The sequence below is a fragment of the Bacillus sp. NTK074B genome, from assembly GCF_017303375.1.
In the GTDB taxonomy this organism is placed as follows: Bacteria; Bacillota; Bacilli; order Bacillales; family Bacillaceae_B; genus Rossellomorea.
Window position 1 is genome coordinate 442,822 of sequence record NZ_JAFKOH010000001.1, and the last position, 22,042, is coordinate 464,863.

Below are 22,042 nucleotides of genomic sequence, written 5' to 3' on the forward strand. Positions count from 1 at the left end.
TGTTCCCCTCCTTCCAACTTCCTGACAAAACTTTATAGAGACTTACGTAGCTGTAAGATTTCCATTGCTATCTGTGCTTCTTGCCTGTAATCCTTTAATCTTTCCGCTTCTTTTCTTTCTAGTTCTTTTTCCTTTATTCTCAACATCTTTTGATGTTTTAACACCTGATTCACATAATCCGCTAATTCCTGATCCGAACTTTCTTCGCTGATGGACATCATTTCTATGTCCGTGACGATCCTTCTAAGCCTTTCATCGGGAAGGTACCCGATGAAAGCACTCGCACCTGGAGGCAGTCCTTCTTCATAATATCCCAATAAATAAGTAATAATAGCCTGGTGTTCATCAATATTAAGGTTTGTACCTGCAAGCCACTCCTGGACCTTGTAAGCAGTATTCGGATCCTTCAGCATGTATGCGATCAACCTTCGTTCAGCGGTTTGGTAAGCAGGCAGCAATTTAGTCTGCGTGTGCCGTTTGAAATCACCCTCCATACCGACCTGTTTAGGCGTATTGGAGGCTCGTTTTTCCGGACCTTGTAATTCGGATAGTTGTTGTTGAAGAGCCTCTAAGGATAATTCGAACTCATCGGCCAAATATCTTAAATAATAATCCTTTTCCACCGCTTTACTCAATTGAGTAATTTCCTTAAGTATGTCTTCTATATACTTGAGGCGATCTCCTTCATCATTTAAGTTTTTATTCAGCTTGTAATACCGAAGTTTAAATGCCATGAACGTCAAACTTGCCCCTATTACATCCTGTTGAAATTTGGCAGAGCCATATTTAGTGATGTAGTCATCAGGGTCTAACTGTTCTGGTATCGTGGCCACACGTATGTCCAACTGATGTTTATGAAGAAGCTTTCCTGCCCTGAATGCAGCTTCCACTCCGGCAGAATCACCATCGTAGCATATCGTGATGGAATCGGTTAAACGTTTCATAAGGCCGATTTGCTGCTCAGTCAATGATGTTCCCATGGTGGCTACACCATTTTCAACCCCGGCTTCGCTTGCTGAAATCACATCGGCGAATCCTTCGAATAATATCGCCTGCTGTTTTCTTCTGATCATCGCCCTTGCACCGTGATAGTTATAAAGGATGCTGCTTTTATTAAAAATCTTTGTTTCAGGACTGTTTAAGTATTTAGGCTCGTCACCCTTATCGATGGTCCTGCCCGAGAAAGCGACGGTATTGCCTTTGGCGTCCAAAATAGGGAACATGATTCTTCCCCTGAAGCGATCAAGGAATGAATTGTCCCTTTCCCTTCTGACGAGCAAGCCTGCTTCTTCCATCAGTTCCAAAGAGTAGCCACGCTTTTCAAGGAACTTAACCGTGAAATCCCAACTCGGGAGAGACCAACCGATCTGGAATTTGGAGATGCTTTCCGTTGTAAAGCCTCTTGCTAATAAATATTCCAGAGCATCCTGACCTTCCTTTGTATTTAGAAGAAGATGATGGTAAAATTTACTTAATAAGCCGTGGGCTTCCATCATTTGTTTCTCATTCTCTTGAGAAGGACGCGGTTGGTCAGCAGTTTGGGTTTGAATGGAAATATCTTCGCCTACTTTGGATCCGAGTTTCTGGGCAGCTTCAAGGAAGCTGAGACCATCCACATCCATAAGAAAAGTAAACGCATTTCCACCTGCTCCACAACCAAAGCAGTGAAATATTTGTTTGTCAGGTGAAACAGAAAAAGATGGAGTATTTTCTCCATGAAACGGACACAAACCGAAATAATTTCGGCCCTGCTTTTTCAATTGCACATAGTCACTGACAACGTCAACAATATCTGTTGACGACAAAATTTTATTTAACTTATCTTCAGGGATTCTTTCAGACATGTTCTATCACCTGTTTTTATTAACCCTCTTAATCCATTCTGTATTGATTACGAATCTCCTGCAATTCCCGACAAGATTTTCTCAAAGGATGCACAGAATGTTACCCTGTCTTCATTAGTAAAAGGCTTAGGACCTTTACCGTAGTTGCCTCTCTTGCGTTCTTTTGCTGCAAGATACCGATAATCGAGCGCTGTCACAATACTCTCTTCCCTGTAGGCTTTTCCCCTGGGAGAGATGGCATAAACTTTTTTCGGTAACACCAGACTTGCAAGTCCTATGTCCTGCGTTACCAGGACATCCTTTTCTTTGACGTGATTCATGATGTACAAGTCGGCCGCTTCCTTCGAACTATCCACATATACCCATTCACCCTCGTCAGGTGTATTCTTTCGATGGGCATGGGAAGCGACAAAAATCACTTTAAAGCCATAACCTCTTGTGATTTTTATGATTTCCTGTTTTACCGGGCAAGCATCTGCATCTACATATACGGCGGGGTTATGTTCGCTATTACTAACTATTCTACATCACTCCGTATTTTCCTTCTCTCTTTAGGAACTTTCCTAGAGATTTGATTAAAATTGTCGAATTGTAATTCAGACGAGACTTGACATATCACAATAATTAGTTTATTCCTTAAGAGTTTAGTCTAAACCTATTTTAAATATTTTTATCACAATTTTTTATTATAGTATAATCGGACAAGTTTGACCACTATAAAAACTTGATTTGTTTGAGGTTTTTGTTGGTGTCAGTCATTTCATTCAAATGAAAAGATGATTCCCCAATTAATTCAGGGGAATCATCTTTATTTTTTTATGTTCAGTCGTTGGAGTTTTGATAGATGTTAGTGATGACATTAGCTGTTTCTTCAACTGCCTTGTTCGTTACATCGATGACATGACATCCGATGCGGTCTGTAATTTTCTCGAAATACTCCAGCTCATCTTCAATCCGTTTAATATTTGCATAGCTTGCCTGATCATTCAAGCCCAGGGACTTCAATCTTTCCCGACGGATGGTATTCAATTTTTCCGGGCTGATTTTAAGACCAAAGCATTTCTTAGGTGAAACCATAAATAATTCCTCAGGGGGATCGACTTCCGGTACGAGCGGAACATTCGCCACTTTGATCCTTTTTAATGCAAGGTATTGGGACAGAGGCGTTTTCGAGGTTCTTGACACCCCAACAAGCACGATATCCGCTCTCAGTATGCCACGGGGATCACGTCCATCGTCGTACTTGACGGCGAACTCAATGGCTTCCACCTTCTTAAAGTAATCATCATCAAGCTTTCTGACAGTTCCTGGCTCGAACAAAGGTTCTTTTTGGTAGGAAGACTGGTATTTATCCATTAATGGACCGATGATGTCGAAAGCATAAAGCTCTTCCTTTTCAGATTGTTCTTTAATGTACGCACGCATATCCGGCTTGACCAGAGTGTATACGATCAATCCCTGGTTCAATTTCGCTAGGGAAATCACTTCGTCAATGTGTTCCAGATCCTCTACATACGGAAAGCGTTTAATGACCGTATTGGAACCATTGAATTGGCTTATCGCCGCTTTTGTCACTAATTCGGCAGTTTCCCCCACCGAGTCGGATACAACATAGATGATCGGTTCTTTCACGATCGTTCACCACCTTCTAATATTCATCTGCCAATGCTACAAATGCTTTGGTAATATTGGTCTTCGTAATTCTTCCGATGACTTCGAGATCACCATTCTCGGATTTCTTTACGACGGGGACGGAGTCAATTTGTTTATGAATCAAATCCTTCGCCACACCGATCAACTGGTCATCTTTTTCACAGACCGTGATATTCGGCATTCTAGTCATAATAATATTCACCGGCAACGTACTGAGTTCCTGCTTCCCAATACTTGCTCTTAAAAGATCCTTACGTGACAGGACTCCCACTAAATATGTATTGGCGTCCACAACAAACAATGTTCCCACATCTTCCAAGAACATGGTCACGATTGCATCATACACGGAGACATTTTCGTTTACCACGACAGGAATGGATTGATAATCCTTCACATAAATCTTGTTCAGGTTCTCAGTCAGGAGCTGGGTCCCTGTTTTACCGGTATAGAAATAGCCCACTCTTGGTCGTGCATCCAGGTATCCCGCCATGGTGAGGATCGCCAGGTCAGGTCGTAGGGTAGCTCTTGTTAAGTTTAATCGATCTGCAATCTGTTCACCAGTGATAGGTCCATTGTCTTTCACTATCTGTAAAATATGTTCTTGACGCTTATTAAGTTCGATTGTTACTCACCACCTAACGGTCAAACGATTTATGTTATACTTTATATGAAATATTATATACTATTTAACCAAAATGAAAAGAGCATATTATCATCCAATTGTGACAACCTATAGTTAAAATTTCACTTTACAAAGAGTATCTTTTTTCAAACGAAACTTCAAATCATTTCTCTTGAATGAAACAGGAGTTGTTTTTATTTCTTTATCATGATAAAATGTCTTCATCTTACAACCAATAATGCTATGACGGATCAATAAGTACTTGCTAACCGATAAGCGACTGGGGACAGTGAAAGCCCAGAAAGCAGGGAAACGGAAATCCTGAGCAACTTACCAATGAAAAGTGGATATGCATACTGCATATCAACTAGGGTGGAACCGCGAGTATCAAGCTCGTCCCTAGGCCTTAAGCGCCTAGAGACGAGCTTTTTTATTTACATAAAAAGAAGAGGAGTGACTTAAATGTCAATGGAACAAGTAGTCAACTTAGCAAAGCACCGGGGATTTGTTTTTCCTGGTTCTGAAATCTACGGGGGTCTTGCCAACACATGGGATTACGGTCCGCTTGGAGTCGAGTTGAAGAATAATATTAAAAAAGCTTGGTGGAAGAAATTCGTTCAGGAATCCCCTTATAATGTGGGACTTGATGCAAGCATCCTGATGAATCCTCAAACATGGGTAGCATCCGGTCACGTTGGGAATTTCAACGACCCGATGATTGATTGTAAGCAATGTAAGACACGTCATCGTGCAGATAAAATCATTGAAAACGCCCTTGAAGAAAAAGGGATCGAAATGATCGTCGACGGTCTTTCTTTCGAGAAAATGGAAGAGATTATCAAAGAACATGATATTGCGTGTCCTGATTGCGGAAGCCACGACTTCACCGACATCCGCCAGTTCGATCTGATGTTCAAAACCCATCAAGGTGTAACGGAATCTTCTACTAATGAAATCTACCTACGCCCTGAAACAGCACAAGGAATTTTCGTAAACTTTAAAAATGTACAGCGCTCCATGCGCAAAAAAATGCCATTTGGTATTGCACAAGTAGGAAAAAGCTTCCGAAATGAGATCACACCGGGTAATTTCACATTTAGAACGCGTGAATTTGAACAAATGGAACTGGAATTCTTCTGTAAGCCAGGAGAAGATTTGGAGTGGTTCTCGTACTGGCGTGAATTCTGTAAGAACTGGTTATTGAACCTAGGGATGAGTGAAGATAACATGAGACTTCGCGATCATGATCAAGATGAATTGTCACACTACAGCAATGCGACAACGGATATCGAATACAAATTCCCATTTGGATGGGGAGAGCTTTGGGGTGTGGCCGATCGAACGGACTTCGACCTGAAGCGCCATATGGAACATTCCAATGAGGACTTCCACTACATGGATCCTCAAACGAACGAAAAATATGTTCCATACTGCATCGAGCCTTCCCTTGGGGCAGACCGCGTAACTCTTGCATTCCTTTGTGACGCTTTTGAAGAAGAGGAACTTGAAAATGATTCACGTACAGTGCTTCGTTTCCATCCGGCACTGGCACCATTCAAAGCGGCTGTTCTGCCACTCTCGAAAAAGCTTTCGGATGATGCGTTCAAAGTGTACGAAGAGCTTTCCCAGGATCTGATGATTGATTTCGACGAAACGGCATCCATCGGTAAACGTTACCGTCGTCAAGACGAAATTGGAACACCATTCTGCATCACATTCGATTTCGACTCAGTAGAAGACGGCCAAGTAACCGTCCGCGACCGTGACACAATGGATCAAGTCAGAATGCCAATCAGTGAAGTAAAAGCATTCTTACAAGAGAAAATTAAGTTTTAAAAACCTAAAGCGGAGGCGGCTCGTTCAGAGGCGACAAGCATAAGACGGCCCTGCCGGAAAGGCGCTCTTTGCCTTTTTGGCAGGGTTGACTTATGACCTCGAGCCTCTAGCCGCCGGAGCTAGCAGACACCTAAAGCGGAGGCGGCTCGTTCAGCCCCGACAAGCATATCTAAAAAATCCCTGAAGGATTCTTCATAAAAAACAGGCCCATCCACAAACCGTGAATGGGCCTCTACTATATCATCACAAGCAGCATATATAAAATCTAGAATAAGTCCTTAAGGTTATCCATTTGGTCTAAAAACCTCCTGGATTTTAATGTTAAACCTGAATTTTCATCGTAATAAGTCCTGATTACCCGTTTTAATTGATGTTTTGTTTCATCTTTCACCGATATATTTCCCAACCGATTGATATCAAAATAATAAAATATTCTGAGAAGTTTCACAGTACCTTGTGATAAAGGTAAATGATGAGGATCTTCACTTAGACAACGATGACAAATGAATCCATTCTCCCTAAACGAAAACGCGAATTCCCCATCGGTCTCCCCGCAAACGGAACACCCGTTCAAATGAGGATATAACCCTAATACAGGAAGCATCTTCATTTCAAATATATGCATAAGGATTTCCGGGTCGTAGTCTTCATTTAGGTAATGAAGAGTCTTAAAAAGCAATTCAAAGAGAAAAGGATTAGGCTTCTTGTCCTCAGTCGCTTTATCAAGGAGTTCGACAATATATGTAGCATATGCCGTCTTAAACAAATCTTCCTTCACATGTCTCAGCGATTCGGCCATCTCTCCCTGTTGCAGGGTACCCAGTCCACTTCCCTTGATAAAAAGGAAATAACCATATGTAAACAATTGAGAAATGGCGGATAGACGGCTATTGGGCTTCTTTGCCCCTCTAGCCATCAATCCAATCTTTCCGAATTCCCGCGTGTATAAGGTAACAATTTTATTCGACTCACCGTAATGATTCGTTCGAATGACAATCCCTTCACATTTCTGCAGCATACAGCCACCTCCCGACATCAGTCCACCCGGGTGATGACAAACTTATCACGTTAAAGGGAAATCTACTTCCGCTGATTCTTCTTCAAAGCTGTAAGGATCTTCAAACGTCTCCTTTTCAAGCTCCTTAAATAGGAGATAGGTGTCTATACTACCCGTTTGCGAAAAAAATTTCCATGTTAAGTCTAACATAAAAAACCCACCTTTCTGGATTTAAACTAGCAAGACTTCATAAGCTTTCTTGTGATTAGAATGAGCATTATCTCTCTAAAACATGTGGCCTAAATATTGTTAATTATCAATATTCGTCATCGCTGAAGCCAAAGTCCCGAAGGTTCGAGGATCGGTTTCGCCAATCTTTTTGCACCTTAACCCAAAGTTCCAGGTAAACCTTTGATCCCAACAGGTTCTCAATGTCTACACGGGAACGCTTTCCAACTTCCTTAAGCATGGATCCCTGTTTGCCGATGACAATTCCTTTTTGTGAGTCTCTTTCCACAATGATCGTGGCGATGACGTCAATAAGATCCTTATCCTGCTTTCTCTCCATCTTATCGATGACCACTGCGATACTGTGTGGGATCTCTTCTCTGGTCAAATGCAAGACCTTCTCACGGATAAGTTCTGATACAATAAAACGTTCAGGGTGATCGGTAATCTGATCGGCAGGATAGAATTGAGGTCCTTCAGGTAGCAGTTCCCTCAATAACAGCAGAAGATGATCTACGTTATTTCCCTCTAATGCTGAAATCGGTACAGTCGCCGCGAACGGAAACAGGTCATTATATTGTTGTATCATAGGAAGTAATGCATCAGGATGGATCTGGTCTATCTTATTAAGAATGAGGAAGACTGGTGTTTTCACACCTTTCAGCTTCTCAATGATGAAGTGATCTCCCTTTCCCAATCCTTCTTCGACATTCACCATGAATAAGATGACGTCCACTTCTTTTAAAGTGTTCTGAGCAATCTTCATCATGAAATCTCCCAGTTTGTGTTTCGGTTTGTGAATTCCAGGAGTATCGATGAATATCATCTGGGCATCATCTGTCGTATAAACTCCTTGAACTTTGTTTCGAGTTGTTTGAGGCTTATCACTCATGATGGCGATCTTCTGACCGATGACCCGGTTCAGGAAAGTGGATTTCCCGACATTAGGTCGTCCGATAATGGAAATAAAGCCTGATTTGTATTCTGTATTACTACCTATATTACTCATTTAAATCCTCCGGTGAAAATGCTCCTGGTAATAGTTCTGCTACGGTTAATTCTTCTACATCGCCTTTGAGATTCGTCAGGACGACCTTCATTTCTTTCGGGCATAGCTCTGAAATGACTTGTCGACATGCTCCACAAGGAGGAACAGGTCTTGCCGTGTCTGCCACAACCGCAATCATAGAATAGTCTGTGTCGCCTTCTGAATAAGCCTTGAATAAAGCGGTCCTTTCAGCACAGTTACACATACTATAGGCTGCATTTTCAATATTACAACCGTGATATACCTTACCGCTTTTTGACAGAAGAGCAGCTCCCACCTTGAATTTACTATAAGGCACGTATGCTTTTTCTCTCGCTAGTTTGGCTTCTTGTATCAATTGTTCTGCATTCATTAATTGAACTCTCCTTTTAACCCTTACACATTTATTTTACTACAATTTTCATAAAAGAAAATGGGCTGTTATCATTTTGTAATAAAATAGTTAGATAATTCAAACTATTTATCGATTTTGTGCTTTGCTCCACTTATTCTATACAAGTATAAGAACGTTTTCAAATGAATTAAGGGCTGCAGGGAAGAAATCGTACAATTTCTTCCCTGCAGCCCCTATTTTTCGGCATCATACCGTCTTTTTGATCAATTTATAAGTTCCAAGAGCTTGGGAAGAAAGATAATGGCTCCTACTATTGCAGTACAAATGGCAAAAAGAAGTACCGCAGCTGATGCAAGATCCTTCGCAGCTTTGGCAAGTGGATGATACTCATCAACGGAAAGGTCTACTGCCTTTTCAATCGCTGTATTCATCGTTTCCAATGCAAGCACAGAAAAAACAAGGATAATCAAAATAATCCATTCCATTGTAGATACTGAAAGCAGATACGCAAATAAGAAAACAGCCACCCCCATGAACGAGTGGATTCTGAAATTCTGTTCCGTAGCCCATACAGACTTCATCCCTTCCGCTGCATATCCAAAGGATTTCAGGAACCGGAATAAGCCGAACTTAGTCTCTCTTGAGTCCATATTCATCTAAAATGTCCTTTTGTTTCTGAAACATTTCTTTTTCCTCTTCTTCCTCCATATGATCATACCCCAATAAGTGAAGGAATCCATGAAGGGCAAGAAATCCAAGCTCACGGGAGACAGAATGATTGTATTCTTCCGCCTGTTCTTTCGTACGGTCTATGGAAATGATGATATCTCCAAGGACCCGGGGAATTTCTGATCCAATGATTTCCACCTCGTCTTCCCCCAATTCTTCAAGGGCAAATGAAATCACATCTGTCGGTTGGTCCTTCCCCCGGTACTCCCTGTTGATTTCCTGTATTCGTTCGTTGGTCACAAAGGTTACAGACACCTCACTCTCATCCTCAACTTCTTCTTTACCAGCTGCAAAGTTCAGGATATTTCGAACCAAACTTGTTTGTTCCTCGGAAATTGTTTCTGTTTCATCAATAAAGTCTATCAATAGTGTCATGCTTTTTCTCCTTTTGCTTGAAGTTCCGGATATTCTATTCTTGGATGAAATATTCCATTTAACGTCTCACAAAGAGACCTCTTCACTGTCTCTAATTGCTTCAATGATATATCACATTCGTTAAACTGCCCGTCCTGCAGGCGGTCTTGTACAATCGAATGCACGAGCTGCTGAATTTCAGCCTGAGTGGGGGATTTCTTCGACCTGACAGCTGCTTCTACACTATCTGCAATGCTGATGACAGCTGCCTCCCTTGTCTGTGGTTTAGGTCCGGGATAGCGATAGTCTTCTTCCTTAACATCTTTCCCTTGTTCTTTCGCCTTATAATAGAAAAATTTCAGCAAGGTCGTTCCATGATGCTGCTCTGCAATATCAACAATTTCCTTCGGCAGTTTATGTTTCCTGAGCATTTCTGCCCCATCCGAAGCATGACTAATAATAACATCCCTGCTTGTTTCAGGCGAGACCCGGTCATGGGGATTTCCCATATTAAGCTGATTTTCGATGAAGAAGTGTGGACGTTTAGATTTCCCAATATCATGATAATAGCAGCCGACCCTTGCGAGTAAACCGTTAGCACCAATGGATTCACAAGCAGCTTCTGCAAGATTCGCCACCATCACACTGTGATGATAGGTACCTGGTGCATCCGTCAAAAGCTTCTTCAGCAATGGCTGTGTTGGGCCTGAGAGCTCGACCAGTCTCATCGAGGAGAGAATGCCGAACCCGGCTTCAAAAAACGGAAGAAACCCGATGGTCAGGATAGAGGAGCTGATTCCTGACACCAAGGCAAACACAAGATAGTACACATATTCACTGTTTGAATAAGAAGTACCGCTTAATAGAATCAAGAATCCAAGGATCAGGATATTGACAAGGGCAACATAAATCCCTGCCCTCAAAATATTTGAACGCTGATTACGGTTCACCAGGAAAAGTATTCCGGATACACCGCTGAATAACGTGTATATTGCGATTTCAATATCGATGGATCCCGAGAACTGCTGATGAAAGACGATACTTGAACAAGCGGAAAGCATGAATACCATCATCATGGCGATTCTTTCGTTTAGTAAAATTCTCAATATCATCCCCGTGAACGCTGCAGGAAATATGAAGGCGATATCATTAATCTCCAGTTGATCAATCAGTCCCACAATCTTCATGATTAAGAGTGATATGACAAATACAATACTTGTCAGAATCAGATAATTTTGTTTTCGCTCCTCTGTTACTTCAAGCGTGTAGAAGAAATAGTACAGAGAGCTGATGAGAACTAACACAAATAGAGCCAGTCCAATATACGGCCTGAAGGAAAACGTATTCTCAACCATCCCCAATGATTTCAATATGCTGTATTTTTTTGGGGTGATGAGTTCACCGTCTTCCACGATGACCCCGCCTTCTATGATTTCAACCTTTTCTACATTTGCCTCAGCGAGCTTTTTTAACTCGTCCGTTTTTTCGGCATCATATAAAAGGGTTGGCTCAATGGCCACTTTACCTAATTTAACGGCAGCTGTAGATAAATCACCCTTGAACGAATAGTTGGTAATGCGCTGTTCCAAATTCAATTTCGCTTCATTTAACTCTTCCTCTTTCACGCCGTTTTCCATGATAATCTTCATCTGTGTGGAAACGATCGTCTCCACCCTCGACAGATCGTCTACTGACGCCTCAAGAAGAATCTTTAACACGTCATCACTTAAGCTGCTGGTTACATTATTATTTTTATTCTTGGGCAGTTTCGTTTTCAACAGTTTAAGCTGATCATTTATATCCGGTCTCGCCGGGGGTTTCAGATTTTCTTGTCCTGCCTGTGGTTCAGATTCTTTTTTCACTTCGTTTACACTTTCTATCAGAGAGTGAAGTAACGATATGGAGTTGTCTATCGCCCCTTCCTTCGGGGTGTATACATCCGCCACTTCCGCCTTCGCTTCTTCCTTCTTCCTTGCAGTAGCTTCTTCATCGACAAATTTCTTAGGAGCCCTAATCGTAGTAGGGGCATCTTCATACAAATTGATATCCAGCGTTTTGGGTTTTACATTTCCATATAGTACACCGAACACAATGAGACCCAATAACACAAATAGAAGATTGGTAAACAGCCGGTAGCTTAGAAAGCTCCTTATCTTAAGTAGAAATGGGTGAGTTTGCATAAAGAACCCCCTGTTATGTATGGACAATTTGAATTTACTCATTCGAAAACATGTAGCAATTATGTAAAATGATAACAGTTTTTGACTGATTTATCTATGTTTAACCCATTAAAAAAGATTGATCCAGGAACATGCCCCGTCTTTTCGGGAGGGCATGGACCTATCGGATCAATCTCTGCTTTGTTTATTTTTCATTTGTTTCATAGGCATCGATAATTTTCGCGACTAACGGATGTCGAACCACATCGGCTTGATCGAGATAAATGAACGATACTCCCTTGACATCTTTTAATATTCTTTCAGAAGAAATTAATCCCGACTCGCTTCCCCTCGGCAGGTCAACCTGGGAACGGTCTCCCGTGATGATCATCTTAGAATCAAAGCCTAGTCTGGTCAAGAACATTTTCATTTGTGCCTTTGTTGTATTCTGTGCCTCATCCAGGATCACGAACGCATCATCCAATGTACGGCCCCTCATATATGCAAGGGGGGCGATCTCAATGGTCCCTCTTTCGATCAAGCGTACGGTATGCTCTGCTCCCAAGACATCATGCAAAGCATCATAAAGGGGACGCAGGTATGGATCTACCTTCTCTTTCAAGTCACCCGGGAGGAATCCGAGGCTTTCACCTGCTTCTACTGCTGGCCTGGTCAGGATAATTTTCTTTACCTGCCCATTTTTAAGGGCATGAACGGCCATGACGACAGCTAAATACGTCTTACCTGTCCCTGCAGGACCGATCCCGAACACCATATCATGTTTTTTGATGGATTGAATGTATTGTCGCTGCCCTAGGGTTTTGACACGTATGGATTTACCTTTTGCATTCTTAGTGATTTCTTCATTGTACAACTCTGTAAAGTATTCAAGCGTCCCTTGTCTGCCCATTTCAATGGCATAGTGGACGTCACGCTGGCCGATGTTGATCCCTTTGCGGATCACGGCCACCAGTCGATCAGAAATATCAAGAGCTAGACTTACATCTTCTTCTTTACCCGAAACCAGCAATTCTTCGCCTCTTGTTACGATCGAAACATGTAATTCCTGTTCTATTAATTTAAGGTGAGAATCTGAAACGCCGAACAAAGCAATGGCTTCATTTGGGTTTTCAAGTTGTAATTTCATTAAGATTTCATCTGACATTCGTTAGTCTCCTTGAATAATTGGTTGTCCTACTGCAATATTTTCGATTACTTTGAAGTGAATGGTTAACCTAACTTTACCATTCTCAACCTTTTCTTGCAAAATTTTTTCACCTCTGATTTCTGCATCTTCCGGTAGGTTGGATTCAAGATTACTCTTGGCAAGCTTCTTGGCCGCTTTAATGGCTTCTGACTTCGTATAGGTTCTTTCCACATCTTCTTTTTCTTTTATGCTTCTATCCATATAAAGAACAGGTAGCTCCCACTTAAGAAATCGAAGGGGCTTTTTATTTTCTTCCACTACTACGTCCTTGAATTCGATTTTCCCAAATCCCCATATGGGAATATCAAGTGAACCTATCCCCAGATAATGCTTTCGTTTTTCATTGCCGCTGAACACGATAAACTGTGACTTTAACGGTAGTTCCACTGACGTCTTATACCATGTTTCCCCGAGAATCTTCGCTTTGGCCGACACACCTTTTGGATCCTTTTCATTCCCGATTAAACCTGAAACAAGGAGCTGCCCTTTATTGACGTAGTCATTCACATTCACTTTCGGATCTCCTTCTTCTACAAACATGTTCGTAATGATGGCTTTCTTTGTTGCCACGATATGCTGCAGGCCAGTGGACTCCGGAGGCTCAGGTGCGTTCTTCTCCACTACTTGAAAGTGGAAGGTTGTCCCCTGTAATTCCACCCCTACCCACGTAATGTTATTCATCCTGAAAGATAATTCCCGCTGAATGTTCTCCACATCAGGGATCGAGAATTGCATCTTCCCTTTGGAAACACCCATTTCATTCAGTTCTTTCCGTATACTGTGTTCGGTTTGGGGGGACGCACCCTTTATCTGTATGTCCCACACCATATTGGAGAGAAGGAATACGATGACGAAGAATGCCAATCCACCGATCATGAAGCCCGAATTCTTTAATGCTCGCTTGAATAAAAAAGGGAGGCCTTGTCCTCTTAGGAATGTCGCTTTACACCCTGATGCCCGAACCGCTCTTCTGAAGTTATGTACATCATCTAAGGATAGGTAAAAGGTAACGGTCTCCGTCCCCGCTCTCCTTACATTCCAAACCGTGATATCGGCACGAAGCAGTTGATTGATGACCCGCTCGACTAGTCTGCCTTCCATTTTCACAAATACCTTTCCCCTCAGAAAGGTGAACCAATTATTCTTCAAATCCGTCCCTCCTATTGATCTAAATAGATCACTTCTACAATTTTTCCCTGTAGGAGAATTTCTTCCGGAAGAATCATCTTGATGACAAATTGTTCCCCTTTTATCAGTACCTGACCCTGCTTCAATAAGAGCCGCACCTCTCGATCTGTGAAGGTCAAAAGTCCACGGTGGTTTTCTATATAGATATGAATTTGTCCAATCATTGTGACGCGAGGAAGGTCCATCATGACATCTTCGGGTAAATCCATCTTCTGTGTCATCCATTTACGCATATGGTGTATAAAGCTTTTCGCCATAAAAAAAGAACCCCCTTTCATCTCATATGTATGAAATGAAAAGGGGTTTCATCACTGTTATTTTTGATGATGACGTTTTTTTGATCTTGGAGGACCAAATACCTCCGAAAAAATAAATCCTTTTACGATATCATCTTCATTTTTGAAATCAAGTTTGAGGGGTCGGCTACCCTCGCGAATCCTACTGGCCCGGGCATGATGGGCTTCAACCTTCCTTGAATAACGCTCTTCTTGTTCCTTGAGGCTGGTTGATTCCGCCGCTCTCTTCTTATCTTCAAAACGGGATTGAATAGAGGATACAGCCTCTTTCATGGGCTCTCTCGATGATCTCGGCTTACTCTGCCTCGTTCTTTCCCGTTCTCTTTCTTCTCCCCTGTCCCTTCTATCATGCGTGGACGTGGAAGCCGGAGAAGCTGTTTGAATCGGTTTCTGCCTTGGCTTATCGGCAGGTGGCTGTTTCACTTTATTGAATATGGATGTGATGACCCCGATCAATATAGCAATGATCAATGGTTCCATGGAGAAAACTCCTTTCTAAACAAAGGGAGATTACTTATCATTTTTTGGATCTTTTTTATCCCCTGTCAGTTTTCCGATCGAGTCTCTCATGTCTGTATCAGCATCGATGTTCTTCAGGTTCATATAGTCCATCACACCGATGTTGCCTGATCTTAGGGCTTCAGCCATGGCGAGTGGTACTTCTGCTTCCGCTTCCACAACTTTCGCTCTCATTTCTTCTACCCTTGCTTTCATCTCCTGCTCATTGGCAACGGCCATGGCTCTTCTTTCTTCCGCTTTTGCCTGAGCGATGTTTTTATCTGCCTCCGCTTGCTCTGTTTGCAGTTCAGCTCCGATATTCTTGCCGATATCAACGTCCGCAATATCAATCGAGAGAATTTCAAATGCTGTACCTGCATCCAGGCCTTTCGAAAGGACCGTTTGAGAAATCAGATCGGGATTTTCCAAAACCTTCTTGTGGTTGTCGGATGAACCTATTGTAGATACAATCCCTTCCCCTACACGGGCAACGATCGTCTCTTCCCCGGCCCCACCGACTAGGCGGTCAATATTAGCACGAACCGTAATACGGGCTTTCGCTTTCACTTCAATTCCATCCATTGCCACACCGGCAATGAATGGTGTTTCGATCACTTTAGGGTTAACACTCATTTGAACTGCTTCAAGTACGTCACGACCTGCTAGGTCAATCGCCGCGGCACGCTCAAAGGTCAATTCAATATTTGCACGATGAGCTGCAATCAATGCATTCACCACTCTGTCTACGTTACCACCAGCTAAATAATGACTCTCCAGCTGATTGATCGTTACCGTGATTCCTGCTTTATGGGCTTTAATCAACGGATTGATCACACGACTCGGGATAACACGTCTCAATCTCATCCCCACTAGTGTAAAAATACTGATTCTAACCCCTGCCGCTATAGCTGAAATCCACAGCATAACTGGCACAAATGTAAATAATACAGCTAAAACGATAATCCCCACCACAATTGCAACGAGTAGTAAAATCGTACTTGGTCCTATAACCATAATTTCTTACCTCCTAAATTATTATGAAATGTCTCTGACTACAATCCTTGAACCTTCAACCTTTACAATTTTAACCTTTTCCCCTGCTTTAATAAACCCGCCTTCTGTTACAGCATCAATTCTTTCGTCTTCTACGATCACAGTGCCGGATGGTCTTAGAGGCGTTTTGGTTACACCCTCTTTTCCAATCAAGTCCAATCGGTTGGCGTTTGATACATATCCGCTTTCTGTGCTTGTTGAATCTTTTAAAATGATTTTGTTGAAAAATTTCATTTTTTTACCAAACACCTTTACAAAGATAATCACTGTCGCAACGGCAATCAATAAAGCGATCAAAAGAGATATCCCCATTTGCATCATATCGCCCCCAGCCAACATAATACTTCCAAGGATCGCACCTATCCCGAGTCCTCCGGCTATTCCGCCAGGCAGGAAGAACTCCGCCACTATCAGAATGATACCAATGACAAAAAGAATAATGGTTTCGTATCCCGCAAGCCCTGCAACCAAGTGTCCATAAAAGAATAATACAAGGGATATCAGGCCGATAGAACCGGCAATTCCAAATCCCGGTGAATACAGTTCTACTATCAATCCGATGCTAGCTAGGGACAGAAGGATCGGAACAACGACAGGATTGGTGATGAAGCGGGCGAGTTTTTCCGCGAACGTTTCTTCCACCTGCTTTACAGAGGATTTTTCCACTCCGATCGTTTCATACAATTCATCGAGGTCTCTCACAGTCCCTTCAGAATAACCGATTTGTTTTGCTTCCTTTGAACCTAAGGTTAAGAGTTCGCCTTTTTCAATCCCGAGTTCTTCAATGACCATTGATTCATCCGCCATGGCCAATGCATATCGAGGATCTCTCCCATTTGATTCGGCAGCACTTTTCATGGCAGACAGCCAATAGCTTTGAGCCTTCTTATCAGCAGCATTTCCCGCTTGATCTATGACTGCTGCAGCACCCATTTGTCCATTGGGCACCATATAAATTTCATCTGCATGAAGGGAGATGAAGGCTCCAGCTGAAAGCGCATGATTGTTCACAAATGCAATCGTTTTCGTATCGATGCCATCCATGAGTTGACCGATATCACCGGCGGCATCCACCAATCCCCCGGGAGTATCAATATCAAATATAATCAGTTCAGCATTGTGGTCTTCCGCATCTTTGATCGCTCTTTCCAAAAATGCATGAAGCCCTCTTTCAACCTCTTTTTGAATGGGAATCACGTATACCCGATCCTCATCACTTGCAGAACCGACTAGCGGCTGCAGAAAGCTGCACCCAAGGATCACTATGAATAATGCAAGTATACCTCTTTTCAACTTAACCCCCTCGTTTCAGGTAATATTCCTTGATACTCTATGTACGAATGACCTATTAGAAAAGTTTCAACATTTTTATCTTTACTGAAATCGATTTTTAAAAAAACCGGAAAGCATCAAGGCTTTCCGGTTTCTTTAATCTTATGATAGATGTTGAAGAACAAGTTTGTTGACGAGAGCTCCATCGGCTTTCCCTTTTAATTTAGGCATGATTGCTCCCATCACTTTGCCCATGTCCGCTTTAGAAGTAGCACCTACCTCTGTTACCGTCTCTTGGACGATAGCAGAGACTTCTTCTTCTGAAAGCTGTTTGGGCATATATATTTCGACGTAAGTCAGTTCTGTTTGAATTTTTTCAACGAGGTCTTCGCGACCAGCGTTTTGAAATTCCTGGAGGGAGTCTTTCCGTTGCTTCACTTCTCGAGAAAGGACAGTCAACTCTTCGTCTTCAGAGAGTTCCTGTTTCCCATGTTTGATTGCTTCATTTTGAAGTGAAGCCTTTAGCATGCGGATAACGGAAAGCTTCTCTTTTTCTTTATTTTTCATCGCTTGTTTCATATCATCATTTAAACGATTGAGAAGACTCATTCTTACACCCTCTCTTAGAACTTACGCTTTCTTGCAGCTTCTGATTTCTTTTTGCGTTTTACGCTTGGCTTTTCATAAAATTCGCGCTTTCTAAACTCTTGTAAAGTTCCTGTTTTAGAAACTGAGCGTTTGAAGCGACGAAGAGCATCTTCAAGCGATTCGTTTTTACGAACAACTGTTTTTGACATCTCTCTTTCCCTCCCTCCGAACACACTACACTTACATGTTCAAGTCAAGAAATGGTTTGTACCAATTTCTCAAGACGCAGGATTACCTGACGTCCCTTTACTTCACCAATAGGTTATGGCTTTGCCCTTGCCTTATTGTCACAAGGGGACAGAAAGTGTATGTCTTTCTTGGATGAACTTCTTTAACATTATAAAGAAACTCATGTACTTTGCCATTATAATATATGATATGTGTCAGGTCAACAATTTATCATAAAACACTCACATAAATAGGCATGTCTCCCTGAATTCCTCCATACATTTATAGTATTCGTACTGGTGTACAGGGGGAATTCAATGCTTTTACATGGGGTCGCCTTTATTTTTTTCATTTTATGTTTCTTATTTGGAATGACATGGCTTAGATCCGGTTTATTTAATATTGCAAATGAGAAGATCAAGAAGTGGCTTCATTATCTCACGAACACCCCTGTTAAGGGGGTCATGACTGGAACAGTTGTCACTGCTTTTATCCATAGCAGTTCTGCTGTCATGGTCCTTACCGTAGGACTTGCTTCGTCCGGGCTGATCCCTTTCAGGCAGACCATCGGCATAATGCTTGGATCAAACATTGGGACGACCTTCACCCTTGAGATGTTCACGCTGGATATGAACTACCTCATTATACCCTCGATGATCACCGGGTGCGTACTGTATTTTTTCAGGTCACCTCAGATCAGGAGTACCGGGATGATCTTTGTCGGATTCGGTTTGATCTTTACATCCATCCGGGCCATCCAATGGCTTGCAACCCCTTTAACAACGCACGATTCCGTCCGTACTTACATGACACAGGTAAATGAACATATCGTCCTTGCCTTACTGATTGGATGCGTGCTAACCGCCATCATTCAATCCAGCACGGTTGTGACGGGGGTGGCGATGGGGTTTCTGGCTGCAGGTTCCATTGATCTTCATGCAGGGATTGTCATCATGCTGGGGGCAAACGTCGGCACCTGCATCACTGCCTTTATTGCGAGTATCGGTGGTGGAACACAGGCAAAGCTGACAGCATACGCTCATATCTGGCTGAATGTGATTGGTGTTGCTATGTTCATCCCGTTCATTCCATTACTCGGTATGGCTGTAAGAGCACTTGCAGACTCCGCGGATTTGCAGCTGGCCCACGCCAGTGTCATCTTTAATATGATATGCTCCCTCTTTGTCCTACCGTTCGCCAATCGATTCGCCAGGTTGATTGAAAACATCCATCTCTCAAAAAAAAGCTGAACGGGAAATAGTCCTGTTCAGCCTTTTTCTTATTAATAATCTGATTCGCTTGTTAAACCTTGTACAATTTTCACACCTGAGCTTGCTCCTAATCGAGTAGCTCCTGCCTCGATCATGGCTTGCGCGTCTTCCAGGGAGCGTACGCCACCCGAAGCCTTTACGCCGATATCAGGTCCCACCGTTTTTCTCATTAAAGCGATATCTTCTACAGTCGCACCGCCAGTAGAGAAACCGGTTGATGTTTTTACATAATCTGCTCCTGCTTCAACGGCAAGTTGACACGCTTTCACTTTTTCTTCTTCAGTAAGAAGACATGTTTCAATGATGACTTTAGAAAGTGCTTTTCCTTTAGAAGCTGCAACAACAGCTTCGATGTCACGTTTCACCAACTCGTGATCTCCGCTTTTCAACGCACCTATATTGATGACCATATCGACTTCCGTTGCACCCTTTTCGATGGCATCTTTCGTTTCGAATGCTTTCGTTTCAGGTGTAGAAGCTCCAAGCGGGAACCCGATTACTGTACATACTTTCACTTCTGTACCGCTTAATAATTCACTTGAATATTGTACCCAAGTCGGGTTTACGCACACAGAAGCAAATGTAAATTCTTTTGCTTCCTGGCAAAGTACCTCTACTTGGTCTTTGGTTGATTCAGGTTTAAGTAAAGTATGATCGATCATACTTGCAATGTTCGTAGTCATTCATTATCTCTCCTTTAACAGTTGTCCGTACCTCTCTTATCATACCAAAACAAAGAGAAAAAGACGAGTACTTTGTAGTATCTCCCAAAATTAAGAAAACCTTTTCATTTTGATGGAGAAATGAAACATACCCCCGGTCTACTAGACCGGGGGTATGTGAGGGTTTAGTTTAATCGATATACCCTTGCCTCATATGGTTTGAGAGTCAGCTTGCCCAACTCTCCATGGTTTTCAACTGCGTAGTTGTTCAACATAAGATTAGATGAAGATATCTTTAGATCATTAAGGTCACATACAGCTTCCTTGGTTGAAAGATTTGTGATGACAATCATTGATGTATTTTCTCCTGTACGGGTATACGCATAGATTTGCTTGTCCTTTTCAAGCAGTAAATCATAATTCCCGTAAGTGAAGACATCTTCCTGTTTCTTCAGTTGTATCATTTTCTTGTAGAAATTGAGAATGGAGCTTTCATCCTTTTTCTGCGTCTCTACGTTGATTGTCTTAAAGTTTGGATTCACTTTCATCCACGGTGTCCCCGTCGTAAATCCAGCGTTTTGTTCACCTGACCATTGCATCGGGGTTCTGCTGTTATCACGTGAGGACGCCCAGATGATTTCCATGATATCCTGATGAGGGACTCCCTCTTCACGCTTCAGACGATAGAGATTTTTAACCGCCACATCATCATAATCATCAATAGAAGGAAATTGAACATTGGTCATGCCGATTTCCTGGCCCTGATAAATGAATGGAGTCCCCTGCATGAGGAAATACATGGCTGCCATTGCAGTGGCACTTTCTTTCCAGAATTCCCGGTCGTTCCCCCATGTGGATACAACACGTGGTTTATCATGATTCTCAATGAATAATGCGTTCCAGCCGTTCCCTTCAAGACCTTTTTGCCAGCGGGTGAGTACTTTCTTTAATTCCACGATGTCTAAATCAGGATTCGTTTCAGCATCCCATAAACCCAGATGTTCAAATTGGAAAATCATATCCATTTTTCCATTTTCTTTTCCTACCCACAGTTCAGCCTCGTCCGCTTTCACACCGTTCGCTTCGCCTACAGACATGACATCATAGTTGGCATACGTCCGATCTTTAAACTCTTGCAGGAATGTATGGATCCCCTTTTGGTTCATATGCATGTCGAAGGAAGAAACATACTTTTCTTTCTTCGGATTCGGCATGTCAGGTAGTCCAGGACGTTTCTTGATATGGCTGATGGCATCGATTCTGAAACCGTCAATCCCTTTATCAAGCCACCAATTGACCGTATCATAGAGTGCCTCACGAACTTCTTCGTTTTCCCAGTTCAAATCAGGCTGCTTGGTTGAGAAGACGTGGAGAAAATATTGATCTGTTTCCTCATTATATTCCCATGCAGACCCTCCAAAGATACTTTCCCAGTTATTTGGCTCCTTGCCTTTCCTGGCATTTCTCCAAATGTACCAATCACGCTTAGGGTTTTCTTTAGAGCTTTTAGATTCGATGAACCACGGATGCTCATCACTGGTATGATTGAGTACCAGGTCAATGATCAGTTTCATCCCTCTTTTGTGTACTTCCTCTAGTAATTGATCAAAATCAGCCATCGTTCCGAAGTCTTCCATGATATCCTGATAATCTGAAATATCGTATCCATTATCATCATTTGGCGATTTGTACATCGGGCAAATCCAGATCACGTCGACTCCCAGTTCTTTAATATAATCCAACCGCTGTATGACTCCCTGCAGATCCCCGATGCCGTCACCGTTTGAATCCTGGAAACTTCTTGGGTAGATTTGATATCCCACTGCCTCTTTACGCCATGCCTTTTTCATCGTAACACCTCATCAAAGTATAGTAAGATACAAACGCTTACATTTAATGCAATCGTTTGCACTACAAGTTTAAAAAAAAGATCCATTCACTGTATTTGATTAACAATAATAGTTTACAACCTTCT

23 protein-coding genes are annotated in these 22,042 nt (G+C 42.3%); 2 read left to right on the forward strand and 21 right to left on the reverse strand.

Annotated features, from left to right (window positions below; translation table 11 throughout):
• Positions 1 to 32: 32 nt before the first annotated feature.
• The 4 genes from dnaG to JI667_RS02420 all read right to left on the reverse strand — a co-directional run bounded on the left by dnaG (position 33) and on the right by JI667_RS02420 (position 4,119).
• Complete coding sequence (gene dnaG, locus JI667_RS02405) at positions 33 to 1,844, reverse strand: DNA primase (protein ID WP_206850020.1); 1,812 nt, start codon at positions 1,842 to 1,844, stop codon at positions 33 to 35.
• A 47-nt stretch (positions 1,845 to 1,891) separates the two neighbouring features.
• Positions 1,892 to 2,365: a YaiI/YqxD family protein gene (locus JI667_RS02410; protein WP_206850518.1), complete on the reverse strand. Its 474-nt coding sequence runs from the start codon at positions 2,363 to 2,365 to the stop codon at positions 1,892 to 1,894.
• A 301-nt stretch (positions 2,366 to 2,666) separates the two neighbouring features.
• Entirely contained in the window at positions 2,667 to 3,479 is an 813-nt protein-coding gene (locus tag JI667_RS02415) for a pyruvate, water dikinase regulatory protein (RefSeq protein ID WP_206850520.1), read from the reverse strand.
• Positions 3,480 to 3,492: 13 nt separating this feature from the next.
• Entirely contained in the window at positions 3,493 to 4,119 is a 627-nt protein-coding gene (locus tag JI667_RS02420; RefSeq protein WP_206850522.1) for a helix-turn-helix transcriptional regulator, read from the reverse strand.
• A 462-nt stretch (positions 4,120 to 4,581) separates the two neighbouring features.
• Between JI667_RS02420 and JI667_RS02425 the strand changes: the two genes are divergently transcribed.
• Complete coding sequence (locus JI667_RS02425) at positions 4,582 to 5,955, forward strand: glycine--tRNA ligase (RefSeq protein ID WP_206850022.1); 1,374 nt, start codon at positions 4,582 to 4,584, stop codon at positions 5,953 to 5,955.
• Positions 5,956 to 6,220: 265 nt separating this feature from the next.
• Here the strand turns inward: JI667_RS02425 and recO are convergent, their stop codons facing one another.
• The 15 genes from recO to rpsU all read right to left on the reverse strand — a co-directional run bounded on the left by recO (position 6,221) and on the right by rpsU (position 18,115).
• Positions 6,221 to 6,973, reverse strand: a complete 753-nt coding sequence (recO, locus tag JI667_RS02430; RefSeq protein WP_206850024.1) for a DNA repair protein RecO — start codon at positions 6,971 to 6,973, stop codon at positions 6,221 to 6,223.
• Between the two features lie 45 nt (positions 6,974 to 7,018).
• A complete protein-coding gene (locus JI667_RS02435) occupies positions 7,019 to 7,162 on the reverse strand; it encodes a YqzL family protein (protein WP_206850025.1) in 144 nt (47 codons plus the stop codon).
• Positions 7,163 to 7,268: 106 nt separating this feature from the next.
• On the reverse strand, positions 7,269 to 8,189 hold the full coding sequence (gene era, locus JI667_RS02440; protein ID WP_206850027.1) for a GTPase Era: 921 nt from the start codon (positions 8,187 to 8,189) through the stop codon (positions 7,269 to 7,271).
• Positions 8,182 to 8,580, reverse strand: a complete 399-nt coding sequence (locus tag JI667_RS02445; protein ID WP_206850029.1) for a cytidine deaminase — start codon at positions 8,578 to 8,580, stop codon at positions 8,182 to 8,184. Before JI667_RS02445 ends, era begins: the two co-directional genes overlap by 8 nt.
• Positions 8,581 to 8,825: 245 nt before the next feature.
• Positions 8,826 to 9,218 (reverse strand): diacylglycerol kinase, encoded by a 393-nt coding sequence (locus JI667_RS02450; protein ID WP_206850031.1) that lies wholly within the window; start codon positions 9,216 to 9,218, stop codon positions 8,826 to 8,828.
• Complete coding sequence (ybeY, locus tag JI667_RS02455) at positions 9,193 to 9,666, reverse strand: rRNA maturation RNase YbeY (RefSeq protein ID WP_206850032.1); 474 nt, start codon at positions 9,664 to 9,666, stop codon at positions 9,193 to 9,195. Before ybeY ends, JI667_RS02450 begins: the two co-directional genes overlap by 26 nt.
• A complete protein-coding gene (locus tag JI667_RS02460; RefSeq protein WP_206850034.1) occupies positions 9,663 to 11,825 on the reverse strand; it encodes an HD family phosphohydrolase in 2,163 nt (720 codons plus the stop codon). Before JI667_RS02460 ends, ybeY begins: the two co-directional genes overlap by 4 nt.
• Positions 11,826 to 12,009: 184 nt before the next feature.
• Positions 12,010 to 12,969: a PhoH family protein gene (locus JI667_RS02465; protein ID WP_206850035.1), complete on the reverse strand. Its 960-nt coding sequence runs from the start codon at positions 12,967 to 12,969 to the stop codon at positions 12,010 to 12,012.
• Between the two features lie 3 nt (positions 12,970 to 12,972).
• Entirely contained in the window at positions 12,973 to 14,160 is a 1,188-nt protein-coding gene (gene yqfD, locus JI667_RS02470) for a sporulation protein YqfD (RefSeq protein ID WP_206850037.1), read from the reverse strand.
• An 11-nt stretch (positions 14,161 to 14,171) separates the two neighbouring features.
• On the reverse strand, positions 14,172 to 14,456 hold the full coding sequence (gene yqfC, locus JI667_RS02475; RefSeq protein ID WP_206850039.1) for a sporulation protein YqfC: 285 nt from the start codon (positions 14,454 to 14,456) through the stop codon (positions 14,172 to 14,174).
• 57 nt (positions 14,457 to 14,513) lie between these two features.
• Positions 14,514 to 14,975 carry a hypothetical protein gene (locus JI667_RS02480; RefSeq protein WP_206850042.1) on the reverse strand — a complete coding sequence of 154 codons (462 nt, stop codon included), beginning with the start codon at positions 14,973 to 14,975 and terminating at the stop codon, positions 14,514 to 14,516.
• 30 nt (positions 14,976 to 15,005) lie between these two features.
• On the reverse strand, positions 15,006 to 16,001 hold the full coding sequence (floA, locus tag JI667_RS02485; protein ID WP_206850524.1) for a flotillin-like protein FloA: 996 nt from the start codon (positions 15,999 to 16,001) through the stop codon (positions 15,006 to 15,008).
• 27 nt (positions 16,002 to 16,028) lie between these two features.
• Positions 16,029 to 17,339, reverse strand: a complete 1,311-nt coding sequence (locus JI667_RS02490; RefSeq protein ID WP_206850044.1) for an NfeD family protein — start codon at positions 17,337 to 17,339, stop codon at positions 16,029 to 16,031.
• A 141-nt stretch (positions 17,340 to 17,480) separates the two neighbouring features.
• On the reverse strand, positions 17,481 to 17,927 hold the full coding sequence (locus JI667_RS02495; protein WP_206850046.1) for a GatB/YqeY domain-containing protein: 447 nt from the start codon (positions 17,925 to 17,927) through the stop codon (positions 17,481 to 17,483).
• A 14-nt stretch (positions 17,928 to 17,941) separates the two neighbouring features.
• Entirely contained in the window at positions 17,942 to 18,115 is a 174-nt protein-coding gene (gene rpsU, locus JI667_RS02500) for a 30S ribosomal protein S21 (RefSeq protein ID WP_032087602.1), read from the reverse strand.
• Positions 18,116 to 18,451: 336 nt separating this feature from the next.
• On the opposite strand from rpsU, the gene JI667_RS02505 reads away from it, so the two are divergent.
• Positions 18,452 to 19,384, forward strand: coding sequence for a Na/Pi symporter (locus JI667_RS02505; protein WP_206850048.1), 933 nt, complete (start codon positions 18,452 to 18,454; stop codon positions 19,382 to 19,384).
• A gap of 32 nt (positions 19,385 to 19,416) precedes the next feature.
• Here the strand turns inward: JI667_RS02505 and deoC are convergent, their stop codons facing one another.
• A complete protein-coding gene (gene deoC / locus JI667_RS02510) occupies positions 19,417 to 20,088 on the reverse strand; it encodes a deoxyribose-phosphate aldolase (protein WP_206850050.1) in 672 nt (223 codons plus the stop codon).
• A 164-nt stretch (positions 20,089 to 20,252) separates the two neighbouring features.
• Entirely contained in the window at positions 20,253 to 21,917 is a 1,665-nt protein-coding gene (locus JI667_RS02515; RefSeq protein ID WP_206850052.1) for a glycoside hydrolase family 13 protein, read from the reverse strand.
• Positions 21,918 to 22,042 lie beyond the last annotated feature (125 nt).

Excerpts from the sequence above, each read along its gene's own strand:
- dnaG (WP_206850020.1), bottom strand. The coding sequence starts at position 1,844 with ATGTCTGAAAGAATCCCTGAAGATAAGTTAAATAAAATTTTGTCGTCA.
- JI667_RS02425 (WP_206850022.1), top strand. The coding sequence starts at position 4,582 with ATGTCAATGGAACAAGTAGTCAACTTAGCAAAGCACCGGGGATTTGTT.
- recO (WP_206850024.1), bottom strand. The coding sequence starts at position 6,973 with ATGCTGCAGAAATGTGAAGGGATTGTCATTCGAACGAATCATTACGGT.
- JI667_RS02435 (WP_206850025.1), bottom strand. The coding sequence starts at position 7,162 with ATGTTAGACTTAACATGGAAATTTTTTTCGCAAACGGGTAGTATAGAC.
- era (WP_206850027.1), bottom strand. The coding sequence starts at position 8,189 with ATGAGTAATATAGGTAGTAATACAGAATACAAATCAGGCTTTATTTCC.
- JI667_RS02445 (WP_206850029.1), bottom strand. The coding sequence starts at position 8,580 with ATGAATGCAGAACAATTGATACAAGAAGCCAAACTAGCGAGAGAAAAA.
- JI667_RS02450 (WP_206850031.1), bottom strand. The coding sequence starts at position 9,218 with ATGAATATGGACTCAAGAGAGACTAAGTTCGGCTTATTCCGGTTCCTG.
- ybeY (WP_206850032.1), bottom strand. The coding sequence starts at position 9,666 with ATGACACTATTGATAGACTTTATTGATGAAACAGAAACAATTTCCGAG.
- JI667_RS02460 (WP_206850034.1), bottom strand. The coding sequence starts at position 11,825 with ATGCAAACTCACCCATTTCTACTTAAGATAAGGAGCTTTCTAAGCTAC.
- JI667_RS02465 (WP_206850035.1), bottom strand. The coding sequence starts at position 12,969 with ATGTCAGATGAAATCTTAATGAAATTACAACTTGAAAACCCAAATGAA.
- yqfC (WP_206850039.1), bottom strand. The coding sequence starts at position 14,456 with ATGGCGAAAAGCTTTATACACCATATGCGTAAATGGATGACACAGAAG.
- JI667_RS02480 (WP_206850042.1), bottom strand. The coding sequence starts at position 14,975 with ATGGAACCATTGATCATTGCTATATTGATCGGGGTCATCACATCCATA.
- JI667_RS02495 (WP_206850046.1), bottom strand. The coding sequence starts at position 17,927 with ATGAGTCTTCTCAATCGTTTAAATGATGATATGAAACAAGCGATGAAA.
- rpsU (WP_032087602.1), bottom strand. The coding sequence starts at position 18,115 with ATGTCAAAAACAGTTGTTCGTAAAAACGAATCGCTTGAAGATGCTCTT.
- JI667_RS02505 (WP_206850048.1), top strand. The coding sequence starts at position 18,452 with ATGCTTTTACATGGGGTCGCCTTTATTTTTTTCATTTTATGTTTCTTA.
- deoC (WP_206850050.1), bottom strand. The coding sequence starts at position 20,088 with ATGACTACGAACATTGCAAGTATGATCGATCATACTTTACTTAAACCT.
- JI667_RS02515 (WP_206850052.1), bottom strand. The coding sequence starts at position 21,917 with ATGAAAAAGGCATGGCGTAAAGAGGCAGTGGGATATCAAATCTACCCA.